The sequence below is a fragment of the Martinezella lusitana genome (assembly GCF_010668395.1).
Lineage (GTDB): Bacteria > Pseudomonadota > Alphaproteobacteria > Rhizobiales > Rhizobiaceae > Rhizobium > Rhizobium lusitanum_A.
Map to the genome: position 1 here is coordinate 271597 of NZ_WUEY01000005.1, position 22976 is coordinate 294572.

General features: G+C 62.6%; 19 protein-coding genes. 12 read left to right on the forward strand and 7 right to left on the reverse strand.

Annotated features, from left to right (window positions below):
• The first annotated feature begins 287 nt into the window (after positions 1 to 287).
• The 4 genes from GR212_RS14090 to GR212_RS14105 all read left to right on the forward strand — a co-directional run bounded on the left by GR212_RS14090 (position 288) and on the right by GR212_RS14105 (position 4889).
• A complete protein-coding gene (locus GR212_RS14090; protein ID WP_163987188.1) occupies positions 288 to 1646 on the forward strand; it encodes an Nramp family divalent metal transporter in 1359 nt (452 codons plus the stop codon).
• Between the two features lie 147 nt (positions 1647 to 1793).
• A complete protein-coding gene (locus tag GR212_RS14095; protein ID WP_246725755.1) occupies positions 1794 to 3617 on the forward strand; it encodes a M23 family metallopeptidase in 1824 nt (607 codons plus the stop codon).
• 179 nt (positions 3618 to 3796) lie between these two features.
• Positions 3797 to 4411: a TetR/AcrR family transcriptional regulator gene (locus GR212_RS14100; protein WP_163987190.1), complete on the forward strand. Its 615-nt coding sequence runs from the start codon at positions 3797 to 3799 to the stop codon at positions 4409 to 4411.
• Positions 4412 to 4511: 100 nt separating this feature from the next.
• Positions 4512 to 4889 (forward strand): DUF427 domain-containing protein, encoded by a 378-nt coding sequence (locus GR212_RS14105; RefSeq protein ID WP_163987191.1) that lies wholly within the window; start codon positions 4512 to 4514, stop codon positions 4887 to 4889.
• Between the two features lie 92 nt (positions 4890 to 4981).
• Here GR212_RS14105 and GR212_RS14110 read toward each other — a convergent pair whose 3' ends face one another.
• The 4 genes from GR212_RS14110 to GR212_RS14125 all read right to left on the reverse strand — a co-directional run bounded on the left by GR212_RS14110 (position 4982) and on the right by GR212_RS14125 (position 9327).
• Positions 4982 to 6052 carry an ABC transporter ATP-binding protein gene (locus tag GR212_RS14110; RefSeq protein ID WP_163987192.1) on the reverse strand — a complete coding sequence of 357 codons (1071 nt, stop codon included), beginning with the start codon at positions 6050 to 6052 and terminating at the stop codon, positions 4982 to 4984.
• 122 nt (positions 6053 to 6174) lie between these two features.
• Positions 6175 to 7023, reverse strand: coding sequence for a carbohydrate ABC transporter permease (locus GR212_RS14115; RefSeq protein ID WP_163987193.1), 849 nt, complete (start codon positions 7021 to 7023; stop codon positions 6175 to 6177).
• Positions 7016 to 7954, reverse strand: a complete 939-nt coding sequence (locus GR212_RS14120; RefSeq protein WP_163987194.1) for a carbohydrate ABC transporter permease — start codon at positions 7952 to 7954, stop codon at positions 7016 to 7018. The genes GR212_RS14115 and GR212_RS14120 overlap by 8 nt, the downstream gene beginning before the upstream one ends.
• A gap of 71 nt (positions 7955 to 8025) precedes the next feature.
• A complete protein-coding gene (locus GR212_RS14125) occupies positions 8026 to 9327 on the reverse strand; it encodes an ABC transporter substrate-binding protein (protein ID WP_163987195.1) in 1302 nt (433 codons plus the stop codon).
• Positions 9328 to 9547: 220 nt separating this feature from the next.
• Between GR212_RS14125 and GR212_RS14130 the strand changes: the two genes are divergently transcribed.
• The 4 genes from GR212_RS14130 to GR212_RS14145 all read left to right on the forward strand — a co-directional run bounded on the left by GR212_RS14130 (position 9548) and on the right by GR212_RS14145 (position 13769).
• Positions 9548 to 10750, forward strand: coding sequence for an ROK family transcriptional regulator (locus tag GR212_RS14130; RefSeq protein WP_163987196.1), 1203 nt, complete (start codon positions 9548 to 9550; stop codon positions 10748 to 10750).
• Between the two features lie 141 nt (positions 10751 to 10891).
• Entirely contained in the window at positions 10892 to 11992 is a 1101-nt protein-coding gene (locus tag GR212_RS14135; protein WP_163987197.1) for a Gfo/Idh/MocA family protein, read from the forward strand.
• 24 nt (positions 11993 to 12016) lie between these two features.
• The gene (locus GR212_RS14140) at positions 12017 to 12658 is read left to right on the forward strand and encodes a ThuA domain-containing protein (protein WP_015341580.1); all 642 of its coding nucleotides are present in this window, start codon (positions 12017 to 12019) and stop codon (positions 12656 to 12658) included.
• Positions 12659 to 12908: 250 nt separating this feature from the next.
• Positions 12909 to 13769: an HAD family acid phosphatase gene (locus GR212_RS14145; RefSeq protein WP_163987198.1), complete on the forward strand. Its 861-nt coding sequence runs from the start codon at positions 12909 to 12911 to the stop codon at positions 13767 to 13769.
• 89 nt (positions 13770 to 13858) lie between these two features.
• On the opposite strand, the gene GR212_RS14150 is transcribed toward GR212_RS14145, so the two are convergent.
• Positions 13859 to 15151 (reverse strand): ABC transporter substrate-binding protein, encoded by a 1293-nt coding sequence (locus GR212_RS14150; protein ID WP_163987199.1) that lies wholly within the window; start codon positions 15149 to 15151, stop codon positions 13859 to 13861.
• Positions 15152 to 15301: 150 nt separating this feature from the next.
• On the opposite strand from GR212_RS14150, the gene GR212_RS14155 reads away from it, so the two are divergent.
• From GR212_RS14155 to GR212_RS14170, 4 genes are all read left to right on the forward strand, one after another.
• Entirely contained in the window at positions 15302 to 16324 is a 1023-nt protein-coding gene (locus tag GR212_RS14155) for a LacI family DNA-binding transcriptional regulator (protein WP_163987200.1), read from the forward strand.
• Between the two features lie 41 nt (positions 16325 to 16365).
• Complete coding sequence (locus GR212_RS14160; protein ID WP_163987201.1) at positions 16366 to 18222, forward strand: DUF2264 domain-containing protein; 1857 nt, start codon at positions 16366 to 16368, stop codon at positions 18220 to 18222.
• On the forward strand, positions 18219 to 19244 hold the full coding sequence (locus GR212_RS14165; RefSeq protein ID WP_163987202.1) for a hydroxyacid dehydrogenase: 1026 nt from the start codon (positions 18219 to 18221) through the stop codon (positions 19242 to 19244). The genes GR212_RS14160 and GR212_RS14165 overlap by 4 nt, the downstream gene beginning before the upstream one ends.
• A 114-nt stretch (positions 19245 to 19358) precedes the next feature.
• Positions 19359 to 19946, forward strand: a complete 588-nt coding sequence (locus GR212_RS14170) for a transglycosylase SLT domain-containing protein (protein WP_163987203.1) — start codon at positions 19359 to 19361, stop codon at positions 19944 to 19946.
• 51 nt (positions 19947 to 19997) lie between these two features.
• Here GR212_RS14170 and GR212_RS14175 read toward each other — a convergent pair whose 3' ends face one another.
• Complete coding sequence (locus GR212_RS14175) at positions 19998 to 21263, reverse strand: Gfo/Idh/MocA family protein (protein ID WP_163987204.1); 1266 nt, start codon at positions 21261 to 21263, stop codon at positions 19998 to 20000.
• A 155-nt stretch (positions 21264 to 21418) separates the two neighbouring features.
• Positions 21419 to 22834, reverse strand: coding sequence for a mandelate racemase (locus GR212_RS14180; RefSeq protein WP_163987205.1), 1416 nt, complete (start codon positions 22832 to 22834; stop codon positions 21419 to 21421).
• Between the last annotated feature and the right edge of the window lie 142 nt (positions 22835 to 22976).

Below are 22976 nucleotides of genomic sequence, written 5' to 3' on the forward strand. Positions count from 1 at the left end.
TCCTCCCGACTTTTCAGCGCCAGCCAACCCGGCCCTCCGGCCGAATATGGCGCTTTCTTTCGAACGGCTCACGCGTTTTGCCTGCTCCGCCTTCCGGCGCGAGGCGCACGGTCGCACTGCGTTCGCCAATGAACAACATGGCTCCTCCCTGCCACAAAGTCTGGAAACCGGGGCATTTCCGTCAACAAAAATGCAAAAACCATGAAATATAGCCTATTGCATAAATCTGTTGCCTGGCATATTTGTTTAGTAACCTCACAGTCCGACCCTCCCCCGGAGCCTGCCGCATGACGCAAATTCAGGAAGCCACGGCGCGACAGCGCGCATGGAAGTTCGCCAGCCCTGACGAGGACGACCGTCCCAGCCTTCCTGAAGTCAACGCCACCGTCATGGTGCCTCACACCGGCAGTTGGATCCGGCGCCTGATCGCCTTCATCGGGCCGGGCTACATGATTTCCGTCGGCTATATGGACCCCGGCAACTGGGCGACCGATCTGGCCGGCGGCGCGCAGTTCGGCTACACGCTTCTCACCGTCATCATGCTGTCGAACCTGATGGCGATCCTGCTGCAGGCGCTGTCGGCCAGGCTCGGCATCGCCACCGGCCGGGATCTTGCCCAGGCCTGTCGCGATCACTATCCGCGGCCGGTCAATCTGGCTCTCTGGCTCGCCTGCGAACTCGCGATCATCGCCTGCGATCTTGCCGAAGTCATCGGCACGGCGATCGCGCTGCAACTCCTGTTCGGAATCCCGCTGATCGGCGGGGCGCTGATCACCGCGCTTGACGCCTTCCTGCTGCTGCTTCTGATGAGCAGGGGCTTTCGCTATCTCGAAGCCTTCGTCATCGCGTTGCTGATCGTCATCGCCACCTGTTTCGCCATCCAGATCGCCGCCGCCGCGCCGCCGGTCGCCGCGATCCTCCACGGCTTCATCCCGTCGCCGGAAATCGTCACCAATCACGCGATGCTCTACATCGCCATGGGCATTATCGGCGCGACCGTCATGCCGCATAACCTCTATTTGCATTCCTCAATCGTGCAGACCCGCGCCTATAAGCGCACAGAGGAAGGCCGCCGCGATGCCATCAAATGGGCGACCGTCGACAGCACCGTCGCCCTGATGCTGGCACTCTTCGTCAACGCCGCCATCCTGATCGTCGCCGCCGCCGCCTTCCACAACAGCGGCCATGCCGATGTCGCCGAAATTGGCCAGGCCTACGAACTGCTGTCACCGCTTCTCGGCCTCGGTATCGCATCCACCTTGTTCGCGGTGGCCTTGCTCGCCTCCGGTCTCAATTCGACCGTGACGGCGACGCTGGCCGGGCAAATCGTGATGGAAGGTTTCCTGCGCCTGCGGATTCCGCACTGGGCGAGACGACTTTTGACCCGCAGCCTCGCAATTATTCCGGTTGTGTTCGTGACTGCCATTTATGGTGAAAAGGGTACTGCCGATCTGCTCGTGCTCAGCCAGGTCGTGCTCTCCATGCAGCTGCCCTTTGCCGTCATTCCCCTGGTCCAGTTTGTGACAAACCGCGAGAAAATGGGCAGTTTCACCGTCTCCAGAAGCATTGCCGTCCTTTCGTGGATCGTTGCGGCAATCATTCTTGTGCTGAACTTCAAGCTGCTCTACGACACCATCTTCGGTTGACGAATCACCCGGAACGCGCGAATCTGCACCTGTGGATGTTCACGGCAATTAACGGCCTCGTAATATTTGCCCAGATTTTGCCATGATTTGCCCTAGTTTGGGCCCACCGCAATCTGCAGGGTTCCTCAATTCATGGCCGAAAGTCCATTGCGCGTTCAATTTCCTGCAGAGGCTGCGATCCAGGCTCGGCCGCATCATGATTTTCATATTCCGTTTCTGCCGCGTTCCGCCCATCTGCGCCATCTGATCGCCATCGGTCTGGCAGGCACCGCCTCCTTCGGTCTTCTGGCAACCGTGCTCTATCCGCTGTTGGCCCATCATACGATCGAGCAGGCCGTGCCGATGCGCACGGCACAGCTGGCGCCGTCGCAGCCGGCAATGCACAAGAGCGAGCGGCTGGCCGCCAAACAGCGTTTCGACGGCGCCCGCTTCGCGCAGGTGGCCGAGAAGATGTCCAGCGGCGAGACCCGCATCTTCACCTATCACCGCACGACGCTGGTCTTCAAATCCGACGAAGCCGGAATGACCCGCGACAGCGCCGGCCCCATCAATGCTTCCTATGCCGGAGAACGTGTGGAAAACCTTGCGTTTTCGCCGCCCTCCCTGTCGGATATCCGTCATGGCATCTATCCGCAGGCAACGCATTATGATGCGGTCCGCCGCTCCCGTTTCCCCGTTCGCGGCGTGCCGCTGAACGTCAGCGTATCCCGGGCGACGACCGGCGAGCAGGGCCGCGAGTTCCGTCGCCTGGTCTCCATGCCGAAGGACAAGCAGGACCTGCAGGATATCCTTGCTTCCGCGGGCCTCAGCAGCGATGCGGGCGACGAGCTGCAGCGCGCGCTGGAGACCGATACCGTTTCTCCCGGCGACAGCCTGGAACTGCTGCTTGAAAAGAAGAGCCCCAACGCCCGCCCGAAGCTGGTCATGGCCCGCTTGAGCGGCGAAAAGACCCCCGAGCGGGTCGTCGCCCGCGACGACGCCAATGGCTTCGTGCCGATGGCAAACGACAGGCTGTTTTCCACGCTCTATAGCGAAAGCCAGGCGGAAGCACCGTCCTCTTCGGAAGTTGCGGCGGTCGATCTCAAGAATGTCGACGACAGCGACGAGACGACGGTCAGCTCCAAGCTCGAAAAAGCCGGCCTGAGCAAGGAGTATGCCGCCCAGCTCATGAAGCTCGCAAAGGCCAAGGGCATTTCGCTGACCAGCGCGGACGATGCACCCGACAGCGTCGACCTGCTCTTCCGCAAGTCGGATGACGGTCGCAACGAACTGATGTTCATCGAATTCCACGCCGACGGCGATACGCACCGCTTCTATCTGCACAAGAACGACGACGAAGGCTCTTCGGAATTCTACGATGAAGGCGGCCACTCGATCGCCAAGTCGCTCGTGCACCGTCCCGTGCCGAACGGCACGCTCGGCGACGGCTTCGCATGGCGCATCCATCCCATTCTCGGCGTGAAGAAGTTCCACAACGGCGTCGATTTCCGCGCCCCGATGGGAAGCCCCATCCAGGCCGCCGGCGACGGCGTCGTCGAGAAGATCTCCTGGGAAACCGGCTACGGCAAATATGTCCGCATTCGCCATGACGGCGGCTACGAGACCACCTATGCCCATATTTCGGCAACGCCATCGGATCTGCGGATCGGCCAGCGTGTCACGCAGGGGCAGGTCATCGCCTATGTCGGCTCGACCGGCTATTCCACCGGCCCGCATCTCTACTACGAGCTGCGCGTCAACGGCCGCTATGAAAACCCGCTGACGGCGCAGTTGCCGGCCGGCACCAACCTGACCGGCAAGTCGCTCGACAGCCTGCGCTCGCAGGTCAGCCACGTCGAGAACATCATGAGCTACCTCGACGTTCCGGCGGTGACACACGACAATCCGACGGCGGCCTTCTCCAGCTTCGATCGCGGGCCGAGCTTGGGACCAAGCTTCGGGCCGAACCATTTCGGCGCTCCCTCGCCATAAGCCTGCCGACGATCCATGCGCATGAGGTCGGCCTGGGCCCATGCGGGCAGCAATGGCGCCTCGTTGGCGAATGCGATATCAATTCTCCGATACATCTGTAGGGACGATATCCCCGATCCCCGCCTGCCATGCAGGCATGAGCCGGATATCGACATGCGGCAATCCGCAGGGAGCAGAAATTGGCGCGCAAGCCGTTGCCGGAACCGAAGGATACGCTGCCGAACGAGAGCCGGCCTCTGCGCGCCGATGCGCGCCGCAATCGTGACACGCTGATCGAGGTCGCGGCTCAGGCCTTCGCCAGCCATGGCACAGATGCCTCCCTGGAAGATATCGCCCGCCGGGCGGATGTCGGGATCGGAACGCTCTACCGCCATTTCCCGAGCAGGGAACATCTGGTGGAGGCGGTCTACCGCCACGAAGTCGAAGCGCTTTGCGAAGCGGCCGGGACGCTTGCCGGCGAACTTGCCCCCGACAAGGCCCTGGAAGAGTGGATGCACCGCTTCGTCGGCTATATCGCCACCAAGCGCGGCATGGCCGACAGCCTGCGCATTCTTCTCAACAGCAATTCCAAGCTCTTTGCCGACAGCAACGGCAGGGTGCCCGTCGCACTTGCAGGCCTGATCGAAAAAGCGGTCGCCGCCGGCTCGATCCGCGCCGATGTCGACAGCACGGATGTGCTGCATGCGTTGTCAGGCACCTACTCCATGCCCAATTCGCCGGAATGGCACGATCGCTCCCGCCGCCTCGTGCGCCTCTTGATGGATGGCCTGCGCTGGCCGGTGCAAAAGGGCTGATAATCCGCGCGGGCCTTCCTATATGTCTTGAAACAGGAACGGTGGAGTTGCCCCAGGCACGGAAACTGCCCGCCCTTTACCTCACCCCAGGAGGCCCATCATGTCGGAAAGAGCAGTCAAGATCCCCGGTCCCGATCACCCCATCACCATCGAGGACAAGCATGCCCATGTCACCGTCTCCGTCGCCGGCAAGATAGTCGCCGACACGCACGACGCGCTGTCGCTCAAGGAGGCGTCCTATCCGGCCGTGCTCTACATTCCCCGCAGGGATGTCCACATGGCGGCGCTGCAGAAGACGAGCCATGAGACCTATTGCCCCTACAAGGGCGAGTGCTCCTATTACAGCATCCCGGCCGGCGGCGAGCGTTCGGTGAACGCGATCTGGAGCTATGAAAATCCCTACGCGTCGGTCAGCCGCATCAAGGATTACATGGCCTTCTACCCGGACCGCGTCGATTCGATCGACATCGTCACCTGAGCGATTCCAGGAAAAATGCGTAACGGCTTTCCGTCCCGGCATTGCGGGACGGCAAAGAGATGGAGCGGCTCGGAGAGCCCGGTTGAACCGTTCTAAAGAGCCAGCCCGCTCGACGCATCGAAGACGTAGACCTGCTCCGGGCTGATGGAGACGTTCAGCGGCTGCCCGTAACGCACCAGCGCCTCGCCGTCGACCACGGCGGTCACCTGATCGCCCGCAAGATCGAACAGCACATGCGTCTGCGCGCCCGTCGGCTCGACCAGAAGGGTCTGGCCGGTGAGCGGCGAGCCATTGCTGCCAAGGCTCAAATGCTCTGGCCGCAGGCCGATCTTCACGCTCTGGCCCGCCTTGACCTTGCGTTCGTCAGCAATGCGGATCGGCGTGCTGTCCTTCAGCCGCACCGCAGGCGCGCCCTCGACGCCATCCACCACGCCGTCGAGGAAATTCATCGCCGGCGAGCCGATGAAGCCGGCGACGAACAGATTGGCAGGCTTGCGGTAGAGCTCGATCGGCGTGCCCTGCTGCTCGATATTGCCCTGATTCAAGACGACGATGCGGTCGGCAAGCGTCATGGCCTCGATCTGGTCGTGGGTCACGTAGATTGAGGTGGTCTGGACCTTCTGATGCAGCGCCTTGATTTCGGAGCGCATCTGCACGCGCAGCTTCGCGTCGAGGTTGGAAAGCGGCTCGTCGAACAGGAAGACGGCGGGATTGCGCACGATGGCGCGGCCCATGGCGACGCGCTGGCGCTGGCCGCCGGAAAGCTGCGCCGGCTTGCGGTCGAGCAGCTTGGTGAGATCGAGCATGCGGGCGGCTTCGTTGACCCGCTGTTCGATGACCTGCTTGGTCTCGCCCGAGAGCTTGAGGTTGAAGCCCATGTTCTGTGCGACCGTCATGTGTGGGTAGAGCGCGTAGGACTGGAAGACCATGGCGATATTGCGCTCGCGCGGCGTCATGGCGTTGACCACCTGCCCGCCGATCGACACGTCGCCGTCGGTGATTTCCTCCAGCCCGGCGATCATCCGCAGCAGCGTGGACTTGCCGCAGCCGGAAGGCCCGACAAGCGCGATGAACTCGCCGTCCTCGATCGCCAGCGAGATATCGTGGATGACCGTGAGCGCCCCATAGGCCTTGTGGATGTTGTGCAGTTCGACGGATGCCATGTTGTTTGCTCCGATGAGAGCAATTCCAGGAAAAGTGCGAAGCGGTTTTCCGTCTGGAATTGCGTCAAAACAAAAAGATGGAGCGGTTCAGGGTTTCCATGAAAGGCTGAACCGCTCCAGGCTCAGGATTTCACGGCGCCGGCGGTGAGGCCGGCGATGATGTGCTTCTGCGCCAGGAAGAAGACGATGATGGTGGGCAGGATGGTGAGCGTGATGAAGGCGAGCACCAGCTCCCATTCCGTGCCGAACTCGCCGCTATAGACCATCATGCCGAGCGGCCAGGGATAGATCGAATCCGAATTCAGCATGATCAGCGGCAGGATGTAGCTGTTCCAGCTGCCGACAAAGGAGATGATGCTGACGGTGGCGATGATCGGGCGCGAGAGCGGCAAGGAGATATGCCAGAAGAAACGGATATAGCCGCAACCGTCGACAAACGCCGCCTGGAACAATTCTTCCGGAAGGTTTCGAAAATAGTTTCTAAAAAGCAGGATGCTCATGCCGAGGCCGAACGCCACCTGCGGCAGCACCACGCCCCAATAGGTGTTGAGCAGGCCGAGATCGCGGATGCGGATGAACAGCGGCAGGATGGCTGTGGCGGCCGGGAACATCAGGCCGATGAGGAAATAGTTGAGCAGAAAGTTCGAGCCGAAGAACTTCACATGCGCGAAGGCGAAGGCCGCCATGGCCGAGACCGACAGCGTCAGGAACACCGTGAGAACGGCGATGATGAGCGAATTCATCATCTGCCGCCAGTAGCGGTCGCCGAACAGGATGCTCGTATAATTCTCGAAATGCCATTCGGCCGGCAATCCAAAGGGATTGGTGCGGAGATCGCCGAGCGTCTTGAAGCCGCCGAGCGCGGTCGTCGCGAGCGGGATCAGCACGATGGCGGCGATGATGGTCAGCGACACATAGAGATAGATCTTCGTGCCGGTGGTCAGTCGAACGGATGAGGCCATATCAGTCATTGCGCATAAATATCCGTTTGTAGCCGAAGGCGAGGGTGACGCAGATCACGAACAGCACGACGCCGACGGCGCTGCCGAGGCCGACCTGCATGCGGGTGACGCCGAAATTGTAGAGGAAGGTCACCATCGTCTGCGTCGAGTTGAACGGGCCGCCGCCGGTGAGCGGCATGATCATGTCGAAGAGCTGCAGCGATCCGACGACGGCGAAGAAGACGGAGAGACGCAGCGTCGAGCCGAGCAGCGGCAGGGTAACGTAGCGGAACTTCTGCCAGCCGGTCGCGCCGTCGATCTCGGCCGCCTCGAGCACGCTCTTGTCCAGCGACTGCATACCGGCGATGAACAGCATCATGTGGAAGCCGAAATATTTCCAGACGATGACGCCAAGCACGGCATACATCGCCAGATCCTTGTCGGCGAGCACATAGGGCGTGGCGGTGCCGAGGAAATGCGCGATCGCGGCAAACAGCCCGTAGTCGCCGTCATAGACGAAGCGCCAGATCAGGCCGGCGGCCACTTCCGCCAGCACATAGGGCAGGAAGAAGATCAGCCGGAAGAGCACGACGCCGCGAATGCGGTTCGCCAGCATCGTCGCGAGCCAGATGGCGAGCGGCACCTGAATGGCAATCGAAACCAGAATGATGAGCGCATTGTTCTTGAGCGACGTCAGGAAGGCACCGTTCTTGAACAGCACCTGGAAATTGCGCAGTCCCACGAATTCCGTCGGCGGGCCATAGCCGTTCCAGCGATAAAGACTGTACCAGGCCGCTTCGCCCATCGGCAGAATGACGAAGATGGTGAAAAGCAGCAGCGCCGGCGGCAGGAACAGCAGGATGACGGGCATGCGGCCGTGCGCCGACGGCGATTTTCGCTTGGCAGTCGGCCTCGCTCTTGCGACGGAAGGCATGGCGGTCGTGGCGCTGACATCGGTCATGGGCGGTCTCGACGATTGAAATTCAAAAGGAAGACTGGCGCCGGCGCAAGAAACGCCGGCGCCGGATGCCGTTAAAGCTGGTCCTGCTCGAAGGCGTCCTGAACCTGCTGCGCGCCATCCTTCGGCGACAACTGGCCGGAGACGATGCCGACGGAAATGTCGTTGACGACGCGGCCGACGGAGGGACCCAGATCCTGGTCGAAGAAGTTCTGATGCCACGTCGAATGCGCCAGCTGGTCGGCGGCTCCACGCATCAGCGGCGACTTGATGCCATCTTCCGCACCGACGGCGACGGGAATGATCAAACCGCCCTGTGCGATGGTGCGCTCATTCTCGGCATTGGTCAGATAGGCGAGGAAATCGAGCGTTTCCGGCGGCGCCTTCTTGGTGACGGCCCAGCCGTTCAGGCCGCCGAGCGTATCCGTCGGAGCGCCCGCGCCGCCGGTCACGGCCGGGAAGGCGAAGCGGCCGATATTGTCGTCTGCCAGGCCCTTGCCATCACCCGAATTGACGCGCTGGGTGGCGACCGTCGTCTCGAAGCTGAGGATCATCGCCGCCTTGCCGTCGCCGAAGACGCCGAGCGTCTGCGGCCAGGTCGCGCCGAGATAGCCGGGCTGGAAGGGATCGAGCTTGCCGAGTTCCGCAAGCTGTTCGCCGGCCTTGATGATGGCCGGGTCGTTGAAGCCGTTGCCCTTGCCGTTCTTGGCGTCGTTGAAGACCTGCTGGCCGCCGTCGCGCATGACGAGATAGCTCCAGTAGAAATGGATCGGCCACTTTTCGCCGCCGCCGCCGGCGATCGGCACGATGCCGGCCGCCTTGATCTTCTTCACCGCAGCCAGATAGTCGTCCCAGGTCTTGATGGCATCGGCATCGACGCCCGCCTTGGCAAACAGGGCCTTGTTATAGAAGAAGGAAACCGTGCCCATCTGATAGGGAACGGCGCTGATCTTGCCGTCGAAGGTCAGGCCCTTGATGGCGGCCTGGTTGTAGCTCTTCTTCCAGGCACCGTCCTTGGCATCCATCGCCGGGGTCAGGTCGAGCAGCGTGCCGGTCTCTTGCTGCTGCTTCAGCACGCCGCCGCCCCAGCTATAGAACAAATCGGGAGCATCGTTCGATTGCAGCAGGGTCGGCAGCTTGGCCTTGAAGGCCTCGTTGGCCAGGAACTGCATCTCGATCTTCGTGCCCGGATGCTTGGCCTCGTACTCGTCGGCGATCTTGCGCCAGATGGCGACATAGGCCGGATTGGCCTCAAGATGCAGCCATTTGACGGTGGTGTCGGCAAAAGCGCTCGTCGCGCCGGCCAGAACAGCCAATCCGGCAGTGGCGGCAATAGCGGCGCTGCGAAGGGCTTTCGCCCCACGTAGATGGATCATGATTTTCTCCTCCCAAGGGAACCAAGAGCCTCAATATTTTTTCCCTTATGCGGAATAATTCAACGGAGCTTTGCTGAAATGTCAACCACCGCCGCTAAATTTTCGGCAGATTGCCGGTAAAACGGCTTGACATTGGGCAATGACCATAGGTTATTTAATTCGCATTCCGTTAAAAATACCAGGCCGCAGCCGAGCGGGTCCGTCATTCGGCATCAGTCTCATGAAAACAGCAGATCCCGAACTTATGCGGGCGATAAACCGCTTCAACGTGCTGGATACGATCCGGCGGGCGGGCTCCATCGCACGTATCGAAATCAGCGACCGCACCCAGCTTTCGACCACCACGGTCTCGGCAATCACGGCATCGCTGCTCGATGACGGCCTGATCCTGGCGCGCACCGAGGGCGACCTGCGCGAGGCGGCGGCCCGGGGCCGGCCCCGCGTCATGCTGGAACTCAATCCGGATGCCGCCCGCGTCGTCGGCGCGAAAATCGCCGCCAACCGCATGGTCTTCGTCGTGACGGACTTTCGCGGCGAGGTTCTTTCCACGCTGACGCTGGCGCTGCGCGTCGACCGGCAGCCGATCGGCGTCATTGCCGACCTGATCGAGGATGGCGTGCGCCGCTGCGTGGTGGACGCCAATCTGGCGCTCGACGAGATCGATTCCGTCTGCCTCGGCCTGCCGGGGGTCATCGAGCATCGCACCGGCCATGTGCGCACCAGCCCGATCTTCCGCGAAAGCGGCGTCGATTTCGCCAAGGAAATGTCCGAACGCCTGGGTGTGACCACCATCGTCGAAAGCGACGCGCACGCGATCACGCTGGCGCATCACTGGTTCGGCAGGGCGAGAGACCTCGACGACATGGTTCTGGTGTCGCTGGAACAGACATTGGGGCTCGGCGTTCTGCACGGGGGCCAGCTGTTTCGCGGCGCCGGCGGCCTTAGCCACAATCTCGGCGATCTCGTGCTCGGCATGGGGCCGCAGGGTACCGTCCGGCTGGCAAGCCTTGCCGGCGAGAGCGCCATTCTCGGCGACCAGCCGAGCGGCCGCTTCGCCGAAGCCATTCGCCTCGGCCGGGGAATGGCCCATGCCAAGACGCTGATTGCCGCCGAAGACAATGCGCTGATCGGCGCTGCGATCCGCGCCGGCGAAGCCTGCGGCATAGCGCTCGCCAATATCGTCACGCTGTTTGCCCCACCGCGCGTCATTCTCGTGGGATCCAGCCTGGCGCTCGGCCAGCCCTTTCTCGACAGCCTTCGGGAAGCCTATTCGCTGGCCATTCCGCCATCGATCAAGGGCGTGACCGAACTCGTGTTCGACCAGTCGACCGACGAGACCTGGGCGCAGGGTGCGGCCGTCGTCGCGCTGCGCGAACTCTACGAATCGCCCTGGGGAACGACGGGACCGGCGCCGGCCCTCTGAGCCCTAAGCAATTCCAGGAAAAGTGCGCAGCGGTTTTCCGGCCGGAATTGTGTCGAAACAACAGGATAGAGCGGCTCAGCGCCTATGCGAAACGCTGAGCCGTTCCAGGACAGACAAAGACAATTCATCTGGAGGACGTTTATGAACAAGGTCGGCATCGGCATAATCGGCTGCGGAAACATTTCCGGCGCCTATCTCACCGCCATGAAATCCTTTCCCATTCTCGACATCAAAGGCGTGGCCGACCTTAATCGCGAGCTCGCCGAGGCAAAGGCCGCCGAATTCGGCCTGAAGGCGGTCGATATCGCGACCCTGCTGGCCGACCCCTCGATCGAGATCATCGTCAACCTGACCATCCCGAAGGCGCATGTCGCCGTCGGCCTGCAGGCGCTGGACGCCGGCAAGCACACCTATTCGGAAAAGCCGCTTGGCATCAATTTCGCCGAGGGCAAGAAACTCGCGGATGCGGCTGCAGCCAAGGGCCTGCGCATCGGCGCGGCACCCGATACCTTCCTCGGCGGCGGCCATCAGACGGCGCGCGCCATCATCGACGAGGGCGCGATCGGCATCCCCGTCGGCGGCACCGCAACCTTCATGTGCCCCGGCCACGAACGCTGGCATCCGAATCCGGTTTTCTACTATGAAGTCGGCGGCGGGCCGATGCTCGACATGGGGCCCTACTACATCACCGATCTCGTCAACCTGCTCGGGCCCGTCTCGCAGGTCGCAGGCTTCGCCGTGACGCCGCGCAAGGAGCGCATCATCACCAGCGAGCCGCGCAACGGCGAGCACATTCCCGTGCATGTGCCGACCCATGTCGCCGGCGTCATGGCCTTTGCCAGCGGCGCCGTCGTGCAGATCGGCATGAGCTTCGATGTCGCCGGCCACAAGCATGTGCCGCTCGAAGTCTACGGCACCGAAGGCACGCTGATCGTGCCCGATCCCAATCGCTTCGGCGGCCCCGTCGAGTTCCTGAAGAAGGGCGGCGAGTTTGCCGAACGCGAGATCACCGCGCCCTATGCCGATGGCAATTACCGCTCGCTCGGCGTTGCCGACCTGGCGCACGCCATCCGCTCGAACCGGCCGCACCGCGCCAATGGCAGCCTCGCGCTGCATGTGCTCGAGGTCATGGAAGCCTTCCAGACGGCCTCCGACGGCGGGCGCACGGTCACCATCACGACGCAAACGGAGCGTCCCGCCCCTCTGTCCGAATCCCTGGTGGACGGGCATATCGGCCGCTAACGACGCATTTTCAGGAGGATTATCATGCGTGAAGCACTTATCGTCTGGGGCGGCTGGAGCGGCCACGAACCGCAGGAATGCGCCCATATCATCCGCGACATGCTGGAGGAGGATGGCTTCAAGGTCTACCTCGAAAACAGCACCGAGGCCTTCGCCGACCCTTCGATCCACGATCTCAGCCTGATCGTGCCGATCGTCACCATGTCGAAGATCGAGAAGGAAGAGGTGAAGAACCTCGCCGCCGCCATCGAAAGCGGTGTCGGCATTGCCGGCTACCATGGCGGCGCGGGCGATTCGTTCCGCGAAAGCGTCGAGTACCAGTTCATCATCGGCGGCCAGTGGGTCGCCCATCCCGGCAACATCATCGACTACACGGTCAACATCACGCGGCCGGACGACCCGATCATGGAGGGGATCACCGATTTCCCCTACACGTCGGAGCAATATTACATGCATGTCGACCCCTCGAACGAGGTGCTAGCCACCACGACCTTCACCGGCGACCATGCCTACTGGATCGACGGCGTCGTCATGCCCGTCGCCTGGAAGCGCAAATACGGCAAGGGTCGCGTCTTCTATTCCTCGCTCGGCCACCAGGCCAAGGAATTCGACGTGCCGCAGATGAAGACCATCTTCCGCCGCGGCGCCAACTGGGCCGCGCGCTGAAAACAAAAGTCTTCGTGCGGCGGGGCATTATCCAGGCCCTGTCAAACAGGCGAAACGCCTCATATCGAAGCCGATTGCCGCCCGCATCTTTCATGATTGCGGGCGGCAATTTGCTTTACGATGACGGCGCAAACTGTCACAGACTTGACACATTCGCTTCGCGCGCAAACTATCCTTACCCGGATCATGATATCGAGACATATCAGAAGCCTTTGATATGCCTTGCGGATTTCAGCAAAAGGAGAACAGCGTGAGAAACGGATATACCGGGCGCCGAGCGCTCGTCGCAGCCATCAGCCTCGCCGCCGCCCTGCCGGCTCTGGCCGCCGATCTGCCGGACGCCATGCCGGACGACAATCTCAACGCCGTTCTCTGGGACCAGACATCGGTCGAGGCGCAGGCCAACGCGCTCGGGGCCTATACGCTCGGCCGCATCCGGCTCGACGAGGCATTGGCGGACAAAAACTGGACGGCAGCCCCTATCGAGCAGACGGGCAATTTCCAGGATTTTCCGCCGGCGATCATCCTCGATGTCGACGACACCATCCTGAACACCTCCCCCTATCAGGCGCGCAACATCACGACGGGCAGCAGCTTCACCGCGGACAGCTGGACGCAATATGTGAATGCCCAGCAGGACAAGCCGATCGCCGGCGCGGTGGAATTCACCCAATACGCCGCCTCGAAAGGCGTGAAGGTCTTCTACGTCACCAACCGCACGGCCGACGAGGAGAAGCCGACCGTCGAGGAATTGAAGCGCTTCGGCTTCCCGATGGGGGACAATGTCGACACATTCCTCAGCGTCAAGGAGCAGCCTGACTGGACCTCCGCCAAGGGCACGCGCCGCGCCTTCATCGCCAAGAACTATCGCATCCTGCTGATGTTCGGCGACAATTTCGGCGATTTCACCGACGATTACAAAGGCACGGTCGAGGAGCGACAGAAGGTCTTCGAAGCCAATATCTCCCATTTCGGCCACGACTGGATCGCCATCGCCAACCCGACCTACGGCTCCTTCGAAAGCGCGCCCTATAAGGGGGACTACAAGCTTCCGCCGGAACAACAGCGTCGCATGAAGCAGGACGCATTGACGCCCTGGGATGGGAAGTAGGAATTTGCACTGCGTTGGAGGAGGGTGCGATACCCTCCTCTGTCGCGAAGTGACGGAGGGGGCCGCTCCTTATGCGGCCACGACACCGATCACCCCTTCTTGAGCTTGGCCTTGCCTTCGTCCACCAGCTTCTGCGCTGCCTGGGCGACCGTGATCTTGCCGAAAGCGAGCTGGTCGGCGACGGGGCGCATGACGTTCTGGTCGAATTCCCCGGAGCCCATCGGCGCCGGCGGCGGATAGTCGCCCACCTGATCCTTCAGCAGCTCGACATATTTTACCGTCAGCTGCTCCACCGGATTGAGCTGCGGCAGGATCGCCTCGCGCACGGCCGGCGACATCGGCACGCCGCGTTCGACGCCGAGGATCTTGCCGGCATCGACGTCGTTGACGAAGAAATCGATGAATTTCGCAGCCGCTTCGCCATTCTTGCTGCTGGCGCCCACGCTCCAAATGAGAGCGGGACGATAATAATGGCCGGAAGGACCGTCCTTCTTCTCGCGCGGCAGCATGGTGACCGCCAGCTTGCTCTTGACCACGAGCTGATAGCCGACGAGCTGGTTGGAATAGGCCATGCCCATCGCCGATTTGCCGAGCGCCAGGCAATTGCTTTCGATGACGTTCTGGTCGAGCGTCTGCACGTCGGGCGGCACCGTGCCGCCGCGTTTGCGCAGGTCTTCCCAATAGGAATACCATTCCTTGGCGTCGTCGACGCCGAAGCCGAGATCGCCTTCCTTCGTATAGAGGCTCTTTCCGCGCTGGCGCATCCAGGCATCGAGCACGTAGTTGTAGCGCGCGCCATAAGGCCCGCCCCAATAGGCCCGCTTGCCGGCGGCCTTGGTCATTTCGACGGCCAGGTCGGCATATTCGGCCCAGGTCGTCGTCGGGCCGGGCGGGGTCAGGCCCGTCTTCTTGAAGATATCCTCGTCATAGAAGAGCGAAAAGGAATTCAGCCCGAGGCCGACGCCATAGAGCTTGTCGTCGATCGTGGTCAGCTTCAGCATGTCCTTGCCGAAAGCATCCACCTTCAGGGTCGAGGGCACGAACTGGTCGAGCGGCAGGCAGGCGCCGCGCTTCGAATAGTCGGAGATCGTGCTCGGCTCCAGCTGGAAAACATCGGCGATGTTCTGGCTTGCCATTCCGGTCGCAAGCTTGGTCCAGTAGCCATCGCCGCTGATGCTTTCGCCGATCACGGAAATATCGGCATTCTTGGCGTGAAACAGCTCCGCGACGGCGACGGTGCGCTTGCCGCGGTCGGGCGAGCCCCACCACATGGCGCGCAGCTGCGTCGCATCGGCGAAGGCCGGCATCGCTCCTCCCGCGAAGGCGAGGCCAGCCGCGGTTCCGGCAGCTCCGATCATGAACGAACGACGATTCATGCGCATGAGATTCCTCCTTCTCTTGCGTTGTCATCCGCGGCGGTCTCCCCGACGCCTCCCGCGGACAAGTCGGCGCGAGGATATGCAACTTGATTGCAGTACGCAATAAAAAATCTCTCTATTGCAAATTTGCGTAATTTTGCATAATTTTGCGATATGAACGACATCCGCTCCAAACGTATCAGGCAGGCCGATATTGCCACCGCAGCCGGCGTCTCCGTCTCCACCGTGTCGCGCGTTCTCACCAACGAGCCCGGCATCAGCGAGACGATCCGCCAGCATATCTTCAAGGTTGCGAGCGACCTCGGCTATCCGCTGAAAACGGCAGCCGAGACGACATCAGGCGGCCTGGCACTGATCGCCAGCGATAGCGTCACGGGCGGCTTGAGCGTCTTCTACGAAGGCATTCTGGAAGGCCTGCGCGCCGGTGCCGCCGAGCGCGGCATGCGCTTCGACATCCGCCTCATCCGCGAGGCGAGAACGGAGCCGGAGGTGGTGAAGGAACATCTACAGGCAGCCGGCGCCGAAGGCCTGTTTCTCGTCGGCATCGATCCCTCAGACGAGCTTCGCCGGTGGCTGGAGACGAGCGGTACGCCCGTCGTGCTCGTCAACGGTACCGATCCGAAGCTGCGCTTCGACGGTGTTTCGCCCTCGAACTTCTTCGGCGCCTATAGTGCAACCCGGCGCCTCATCGACGCCGGCCACCGCCGCATCCTGCATCTGGCCGGCTCGCATCGCCAGACGATCCGCGAACGCATCCGCGGCTTCGAAGCTGCCATCGCTTCCATGGAAGGCGCCGACGGCCGGCTCGTGCCGATGACGTTCGCCGGCAGCTCCAGCCAGGAAGCGCATGACAAGACCGCTGCGATCCTCGCTGAAAAAGGCGGCTTTACCGCCGCCTTCTGCATGAACGATTTCATCGCCGTCGGCGTGCTCGATGCCGTTGCCGAAGCCGGCCTGCGGGTGCCTGAGGATTTCGCCATCGTCGGCTTCGACGATCTGCCCTGCGCCCTGATGACCAATCCCCGGCTGGCGACCATGCGCGTCGACCGCGCGGCCCTGGGGCGTGAAGCCATCGGCCTGATGATCGCCCGCTTCCGCGACCGCGACGCGCCGGCCCGTCACATCTGCCACGGCGTCCAGCCGATCGCCGGCGGCACGCTGCCACCCGAAACCTGAAGCTCAATCCCGCCGCGGAAACGATCGAGAAAGCCGAACCGATGATCTATGACCCCGCAAGCTCCAATCCGCTCGCCGGCAACCCGTTGAAGACCCTCCCGGACATGCGCCGCGCGCTGACCGGCCTGTTCGATCCGCTGCTGCCCTATTTTTCCGAAGGCAATGCCCGCGTTCGCATCGATGCCGCCGGGGCGCATTTCGACCGTGCGGCCGCCGATCTCGAAGGTTTCGCCCGCCCGCTCTGGGGCCTTGCGCCGCTCGGCGCCGGCGGCGGCGAGTTTCATCATTGGGACCGCTATGCCGAAGGTCTCGCCAATGGCGTCGATCCGAGGCATCCGGAATATTGGGGCACGGTCAACGGCCGCGATCAGCGCATGGTCGAGCTTGCCGCGCTCGGCTTCGCACTCGCCCTCGTGCCCGAAAAGATCTGGGAACCGCTCGACCAGCGTGCGCGCGACAACCTGATCGCCTATCTCAAGCATGCGCGCACCTTCGACTACGCCGACAACAACTGGAAATTCTTCCGCATCTTCGTGGATATCTCGCTCGACCGGCTCGGCGCCTCCTTCGACCGCAGCCTGACGGAAAGCTACCTGAACGAACTCGACGGTTTCTACATCGGCGATGGCTGGTATCGTGACGGCGATGTCCGGCGCATCGATCACTACATTCCCTTCGCCATGCATTTCTACGGGCTGATCTATTCCAAGCTCGTCAATGACACCCGTGCCGAGCGCTATCGCGAGCGCGCCGTCCTTTTTGCCAGGGATTTCCGTCATTGGTTCGCGCCCGATGGCGCCACCATCCCCTTCGGCCGCAGCCTGACCTATCGCTTCGCCTGTGCCGGATTCTGGTCGGGGCTCGCCTTTGCCGATGTCGAGGCGCTGCCATGGGGCGAGATCAAGGGCCTGTGCCTCAGGCACCTGCGCTGGTGGGCCGGCAAGCCGATCGCCAATCGCGACGGCACCCTGCCGATCGGCTACGCCTATCCCAACCTGCTGATGTCGGAGAACTACAATTCCGCCGGCTCTCCCTATTGGGCCTTCAAGGCCTTCCTGCCCTTGGCGCTGCCCGAAACGCATCCATTCTGGACAGCCGAAGAAAAGCCGCTGGAAAATGAGCCGGCTATCGTCCCGCAGAAACATCCCGGGATGGTCCTGATGCGCAGCGGGGCCGACGTCGTCGCGCTGTCCTCCGGCCAGGAAAACCAGCAGATGCGTTTCGGCGCGGAGAAATATTCGAAATTCGCCTATTCCGCCCGCTACGGCTTCAGCGTCGAAAGCGACGAGCGCATCTTTGCCGGCGGCGCCTTCGACAGCATGCTCGCCTTCAGCGATGACGGGCTGCACTACCGCGTGCGCGAAACCAACGAGGAGGCCAAGCTTGCCGGCGATACGCTCTACGCCAAATGGTCCCCCTACGCGGACGTGACGGTGGAGACATGGCTCGTGCCGGCCGCGCCCTGGCATATCCGCCTGCACCGGATCAGCACCCCCAGACCATTGCAGACGGCCGAAGGCGGCTTCGCCATCGCACGGCGCGATTTCCAAGCCGACGCGCTCTCGTCCGCCATGAGCGCCGCCTATGCGATCGGCGAGGAGGATTTCAGCGGCATTCTCGATCTCGGCTCGACGATCGAGCGTGAGGGCGTGGCACAAAAAGCGCCGCCGAACACCAACCTGATCGTCTCGAAGACCCTGGTGCCGCAGCTGCGTGGTGGTATTCCCGCGGGCGAGACCATTCTCGTCTCCGCCGTGCTTGCGGAGAAGAATCCATCCGCCGTCGACCATGCCTGGACAAGGCCGCCCGCCCGGCCCGATATCGACGCCCTGCGCGCTCTCGTCCGTGACAAGGGCGTCACCGTCAGCGCCATCGAGGCGCCCGGTCGGCTGCCATGACGCAATCTGTTTCCGGCCGCCCGGCCATCGCCTTTGCCATGCAGCCGTCGCGCACGCGGCATGTTCTGCCGGAGGCGCTGGTCCGGCGCCTCGATACCATCGGCCATGTGCTCGACCGCGCGCCGATGCAGCGTTTCGATGACGATCGCGCCGGTAAGCTCCTTGCCGAAACCGAAATCCTGGTCACGGGCTGGGGCTCGCCGACGATCGACGCCGCCGCGTTGGCGCTGGCGCCGCATCTGAAGCTGGTGGTCCACGCCGCCGGCACGGTGAAGGGCCTGCTCGACGACAGCCTGTTCGATCGCGGCATACTGGTGAGCCATGCCGCACAGGCCAATGCCCGGCCGGTTGCCGAATTCACGCTTGCCGCCATCGTCTTCGCCGGCAAGAAGGTCTTCCAGTTCCGCGAACGTTATGTCGCCGACCGAAACCGCAAGCGGACGATACCGATGCAGGCAGAGGCCATCGGCAATTATCACCGCACCGTCGGCATCATCGGCGCCTCGCGGATCGGCCGGCTGGTGATCGAATTGCTCGCGCCCTTCGACTACCGGATTCTGCTCTATGACCCCATGGTCAGTGACGCCGAGGCCGCCAGGCTGGGTGCCGAGAAGACGGAGCTGGATGCCTTGATGGCATCGGCCGACATCGTCTCGCTGCACGCGCCTTCCCTGCCCGCCACACGGCACATGATCGACGCCCATCGTCTGTCGCTGATGAAGGAAGGAGCAACCTTCATCAACACGGCGCGCGGCGCGCTCGTCGATGAGGCAGCCCTCCTCGCCGTACTGAAGACGGGTCGGATCGATGCGATCATCGACGTCACCGATCCGGAAGTTCCGGAGGCGGCGTCGGCCTTTTACGATCTGCCGAACGTCTTCCTGACACCGCACATTGCCGGCGCTGTCGGGCTGGAGCGCACCCGCCTCGGTGAGATGGCGGTGGACGAAGCCATCCGCTTCATCGAGGGCAAGCCGCTGCTCCACGAAATCCGCCGCGAGGACATGGCGCGCATGGCATGATGCGGCGCAGCAAATCCATGAAAACTCCCCGAAATCGCCTCATTTCGGCACAGGCGAACAACCCGTTTTTAATCATTCCGCGCTAGCAATCTCTTCAGCAAAGAGGTTCTAGTCATGCGTACCCGCGTCCTTTCCATTCTGGCCGTGATGATGCTCGGCGTGCTGGCAGGCTGTGCCACCGCTCCGTCGCGTACCCGCAACATCTGCGCGATCTTCGATCAGCGCGATGGATGGTTCAACAATTGGCAGCGGGCCGCCGACCGCACGCAACGCAGATACGGCGTGCCGGTGCCGATCCTGATGGCGACGATCTACACCGAATCCGGCTTCCGACCACGCGCCCGCCCGCCGCGACGCTATCTGCTCGGCTTCATTCCCTGGAAGCGCCCCACGACCGCCTATGGCTACTCGCAAGCACTCGACGGCACATGGGATAAGTACAAGCGTGAAACGGGCAACTGGACGGCAAGCCGCACCAACTTCTCCGACGCCATCGACTTCGTCGGCTGGTATCACTACCAGACCCACCTGCAGACCGGCATTCCGCTTAACGATTCCTACAATCTCTATCTCGCCTATTATTCAGGCGCCAAAGGCTATCTGCAGGGATCCTGGCGCGGCAACGGGACCGCGCTGGCCGGCGCCCGGCGTTTCAATGGCATGACGAGAATCTATGCGCAGCAGCTGCCGAACTGCAGCTGACCGGCAAGGGGTCGAGACCTATTTTCAGCGCAGCTGCAAGGCCACGGCTCTCTAAGGCCGCGGCTCAAGCAGGTTGAGGCCGCCATCCTCGCCCCAGATATCGGCGATCGACACCTGCTGGCCGGTGCGGCTGCTTTGCAGCGCGGCAATGCCGCATAGCACCGACAGCGCCCCTGCGCGCGAGCCGGCGCGCTGCTTGAGCTCGTCGTTCGGGCCGGAGCGCAGCAGCATGTTGCGCAGCCGGTCGTCGCCGCCATAGTGCCCGCCAGACGAGTGCGGCACCCATATGCGCTCGACATCGCCGAAATTCTTCATGACGACGATCTCGTCGGCCGGCGGCGTCGTCCAGTTCTGCTTTTCATACTGCCTGAGTTCGATACGGCCCTTGTGGCCGTTGAAGGCAATGTGGTGCCCCTCGATCGGCATATACGTATTCAGGGAATAGGAGACGTTGACGCCGCTGCGGTAGCGGATGGAGGCGACCATCGTGTCCGGGATATCGATATCCTCGCGGAAGACACAGGCATCGCGCACATAGCCGTCGACGATGGACGGGTCCTCATACAGGCTTTCGAGCAGCGGCGTCGCGCTGATGTCGAGATAATAGTCGCATTCGCCCTTGTAGCGACAGCTACGACAGCGCTCGCCGCGGAACGGCCCCTTGCGGCCGTAATGCTTGAGATCGGCAAAGGCGGCGACCGTTTCCGGATCGGAATCCAGATACCAGTTCAACAGATCGAAATGATGCGTCGCCTTGTGAACGAAGAGGCTGCCGGAATTTTCGACGAAAGCATGCCAGCGACGGAAGTAGTCGGCGCCGTGGCTGGTGTCGAGATACCAATGGAAGTCGACCGAGGTCACATCCCCGATGACGCCGGAATTGATCAGCTCCTTGATCTTCGCCGGCGTCGGGGCGAAGCGATAGTTGAAGGAAACGTCCAGCCGCCTGCCGGTGCGCGCCTCGGCGTTGAGAATATGCTTGATCTTGTCGACCGTCGTCGTCATCGGCTTCTCGCTGATGACATTGGCGCCGGCCTCCATCGCCTTGACGATGAGATCGTCATGGGTGGAATCGCGCGTGCAGACGATGACGAGATCCGGCTTCTCCACCCGCAGCAGTTCGTCGAAATCGGTGTAAACGGGGACGGAGGCGCCGATATACTCGAGCGCCCGCTTGGCCCGCATGGCGTTGAGATCGCACACTGCCACAAGCTCGACCTCGTCGCTCCAGCGCTCGACCAGATCCTTGCCCCACATGGTCACGCCACGATTGCCGGTGCCGACCAGAGCGTAGCGTTTCTTCGATGACGACTGCATGTCTCCTCCTCCAGAGTCTGCTTTTCCTTCCCCCTCGGGGGAAGGTGCCCAAAGGGCGGATGAGGGGGCAGCACGGCGAACTCGAGGGCAATTTATGGTGCAACGCCCCCTCAAGCCGCGCTACGCGCGACCTTCTCCCCGCCGGGGAGAAGGTGTTACGATGCCTCCATAGCCTTCCAATCCGGCTCCACGGATGAACCAAGACCGACAGCGCCTATAACCGAGCCGATCGCAAGCTGGCCGCCCTCGATCCGCAGCCGCGTACGGCCATTGCTGATGCGATAGAGATCGGAATGCGCCTGCGCGAAGGCCGCCTGCTCCGCCTCCGGCGCGCCGGCCATGCCGTCGACATAATGATGGCCGTTGCGCTCGATGTGCGTCATGCCGATCAGGGAGGCGAGCACCAGATCCTGCTGCACGGCAAGACCTCCCTGTGTCGTCAGATCCTCCGCCGACATGAAATAGGGAACGCCGTCGTCCGCACTCCATTTGGCAACGCGCGCGCGGTTCAAGAGCGAGCGATAGAAACCCTTGCAGGATTTCGAGGAGATGCCGGTATAGCCGAGCCCTCTCGCCGTGACGAAGGCATCGATGTCGGCATCGGATTCGTCTATTTCCACCGGCCTGAAGGCCGCGAGCGCCTTCACGGGCTTCTCGAAGGCATGCGCGCGGGCAATCGGTTGCTCGACGAACAGGATCGAGGCGGCAAATCGCGCCAGCCGCGGCTCTTCCTTCACGCGGGAAAGCAGGTCCGCGACCGCCTCGGCGGACGGGAATTGCTCGTTTCCGTCGAGCGTCACCGAATAGGCGGGCACCTTGGCATCGATGACAGCGGCGACACGGCAGAGGCGATCGATATCGGCCTCGGCCACGCCCGAAACCTTGACCTTGAAAAAGGTCAGGCCATAGGCGTCGATCGCCTCCTCGAAACTCTCCGGCAAGCCGTCGTTCAGACGCTCGGTCGCCGGAATATCGGCGGGCACGATGGCATCGACGAGGCCGACGGTATGACGGGCGGCAAGGCTTGCCGATGGCTCCAATGCCGACAGAAAGGCCGGGAGATCGAAACCCGAGAGATCGCGCGCCGTGGAGGCGTCGATGCCGGGGCGGTTCGCCCGGATCGCCTGCGCAATCGTCAACCCTTCCAGCCGGCAGAGGGCATCGAGGACGGCCCGGTTGGCGAGCGCGAGACCGAACGAAGCCACCAGCCCGTTCAGCTTTTCCGCCGCCGCCCGTGCGTGATGCGGGGTTTCGACGGCGGCATGCAGGCCGAAAGCCGTTCCCGAACCCGCACTCCTCAGCGCATCGAGCGCCAGCGCCAGGGACCGCCGCAGCTGGGTTTCATTGTCGGCGTTGGAAAGCTCGGGCGACTTGTCGAACCATTTCGGCACCATCAGCTCGGCCGCCATCCCCTGCGCCGAGCGTCCCTGCGCATCCTCGATGCGCACGCGCAGAAAAATCTGCCGCGCCTCCCGCAAGGTTGCCGCCCCGAAGCGGAACGGAAGCCGCAGCCTGACCGGACGCTCGAATGCCTCGGCCTCGACAAGCCTGATGTTCAATGGATCGGTCATTGTTTAGGCAGCTCCCGTGATGGTCAGGCAGGTCTGTTCGCATCGGCACCGGCGTCCATGCGGTTCGTTGCAGAAGCGGTTCTTCGAATCTCCAGCCACGCCACATTACAGCCGACGCGCTTCACGATATCTCCTCCTCGCC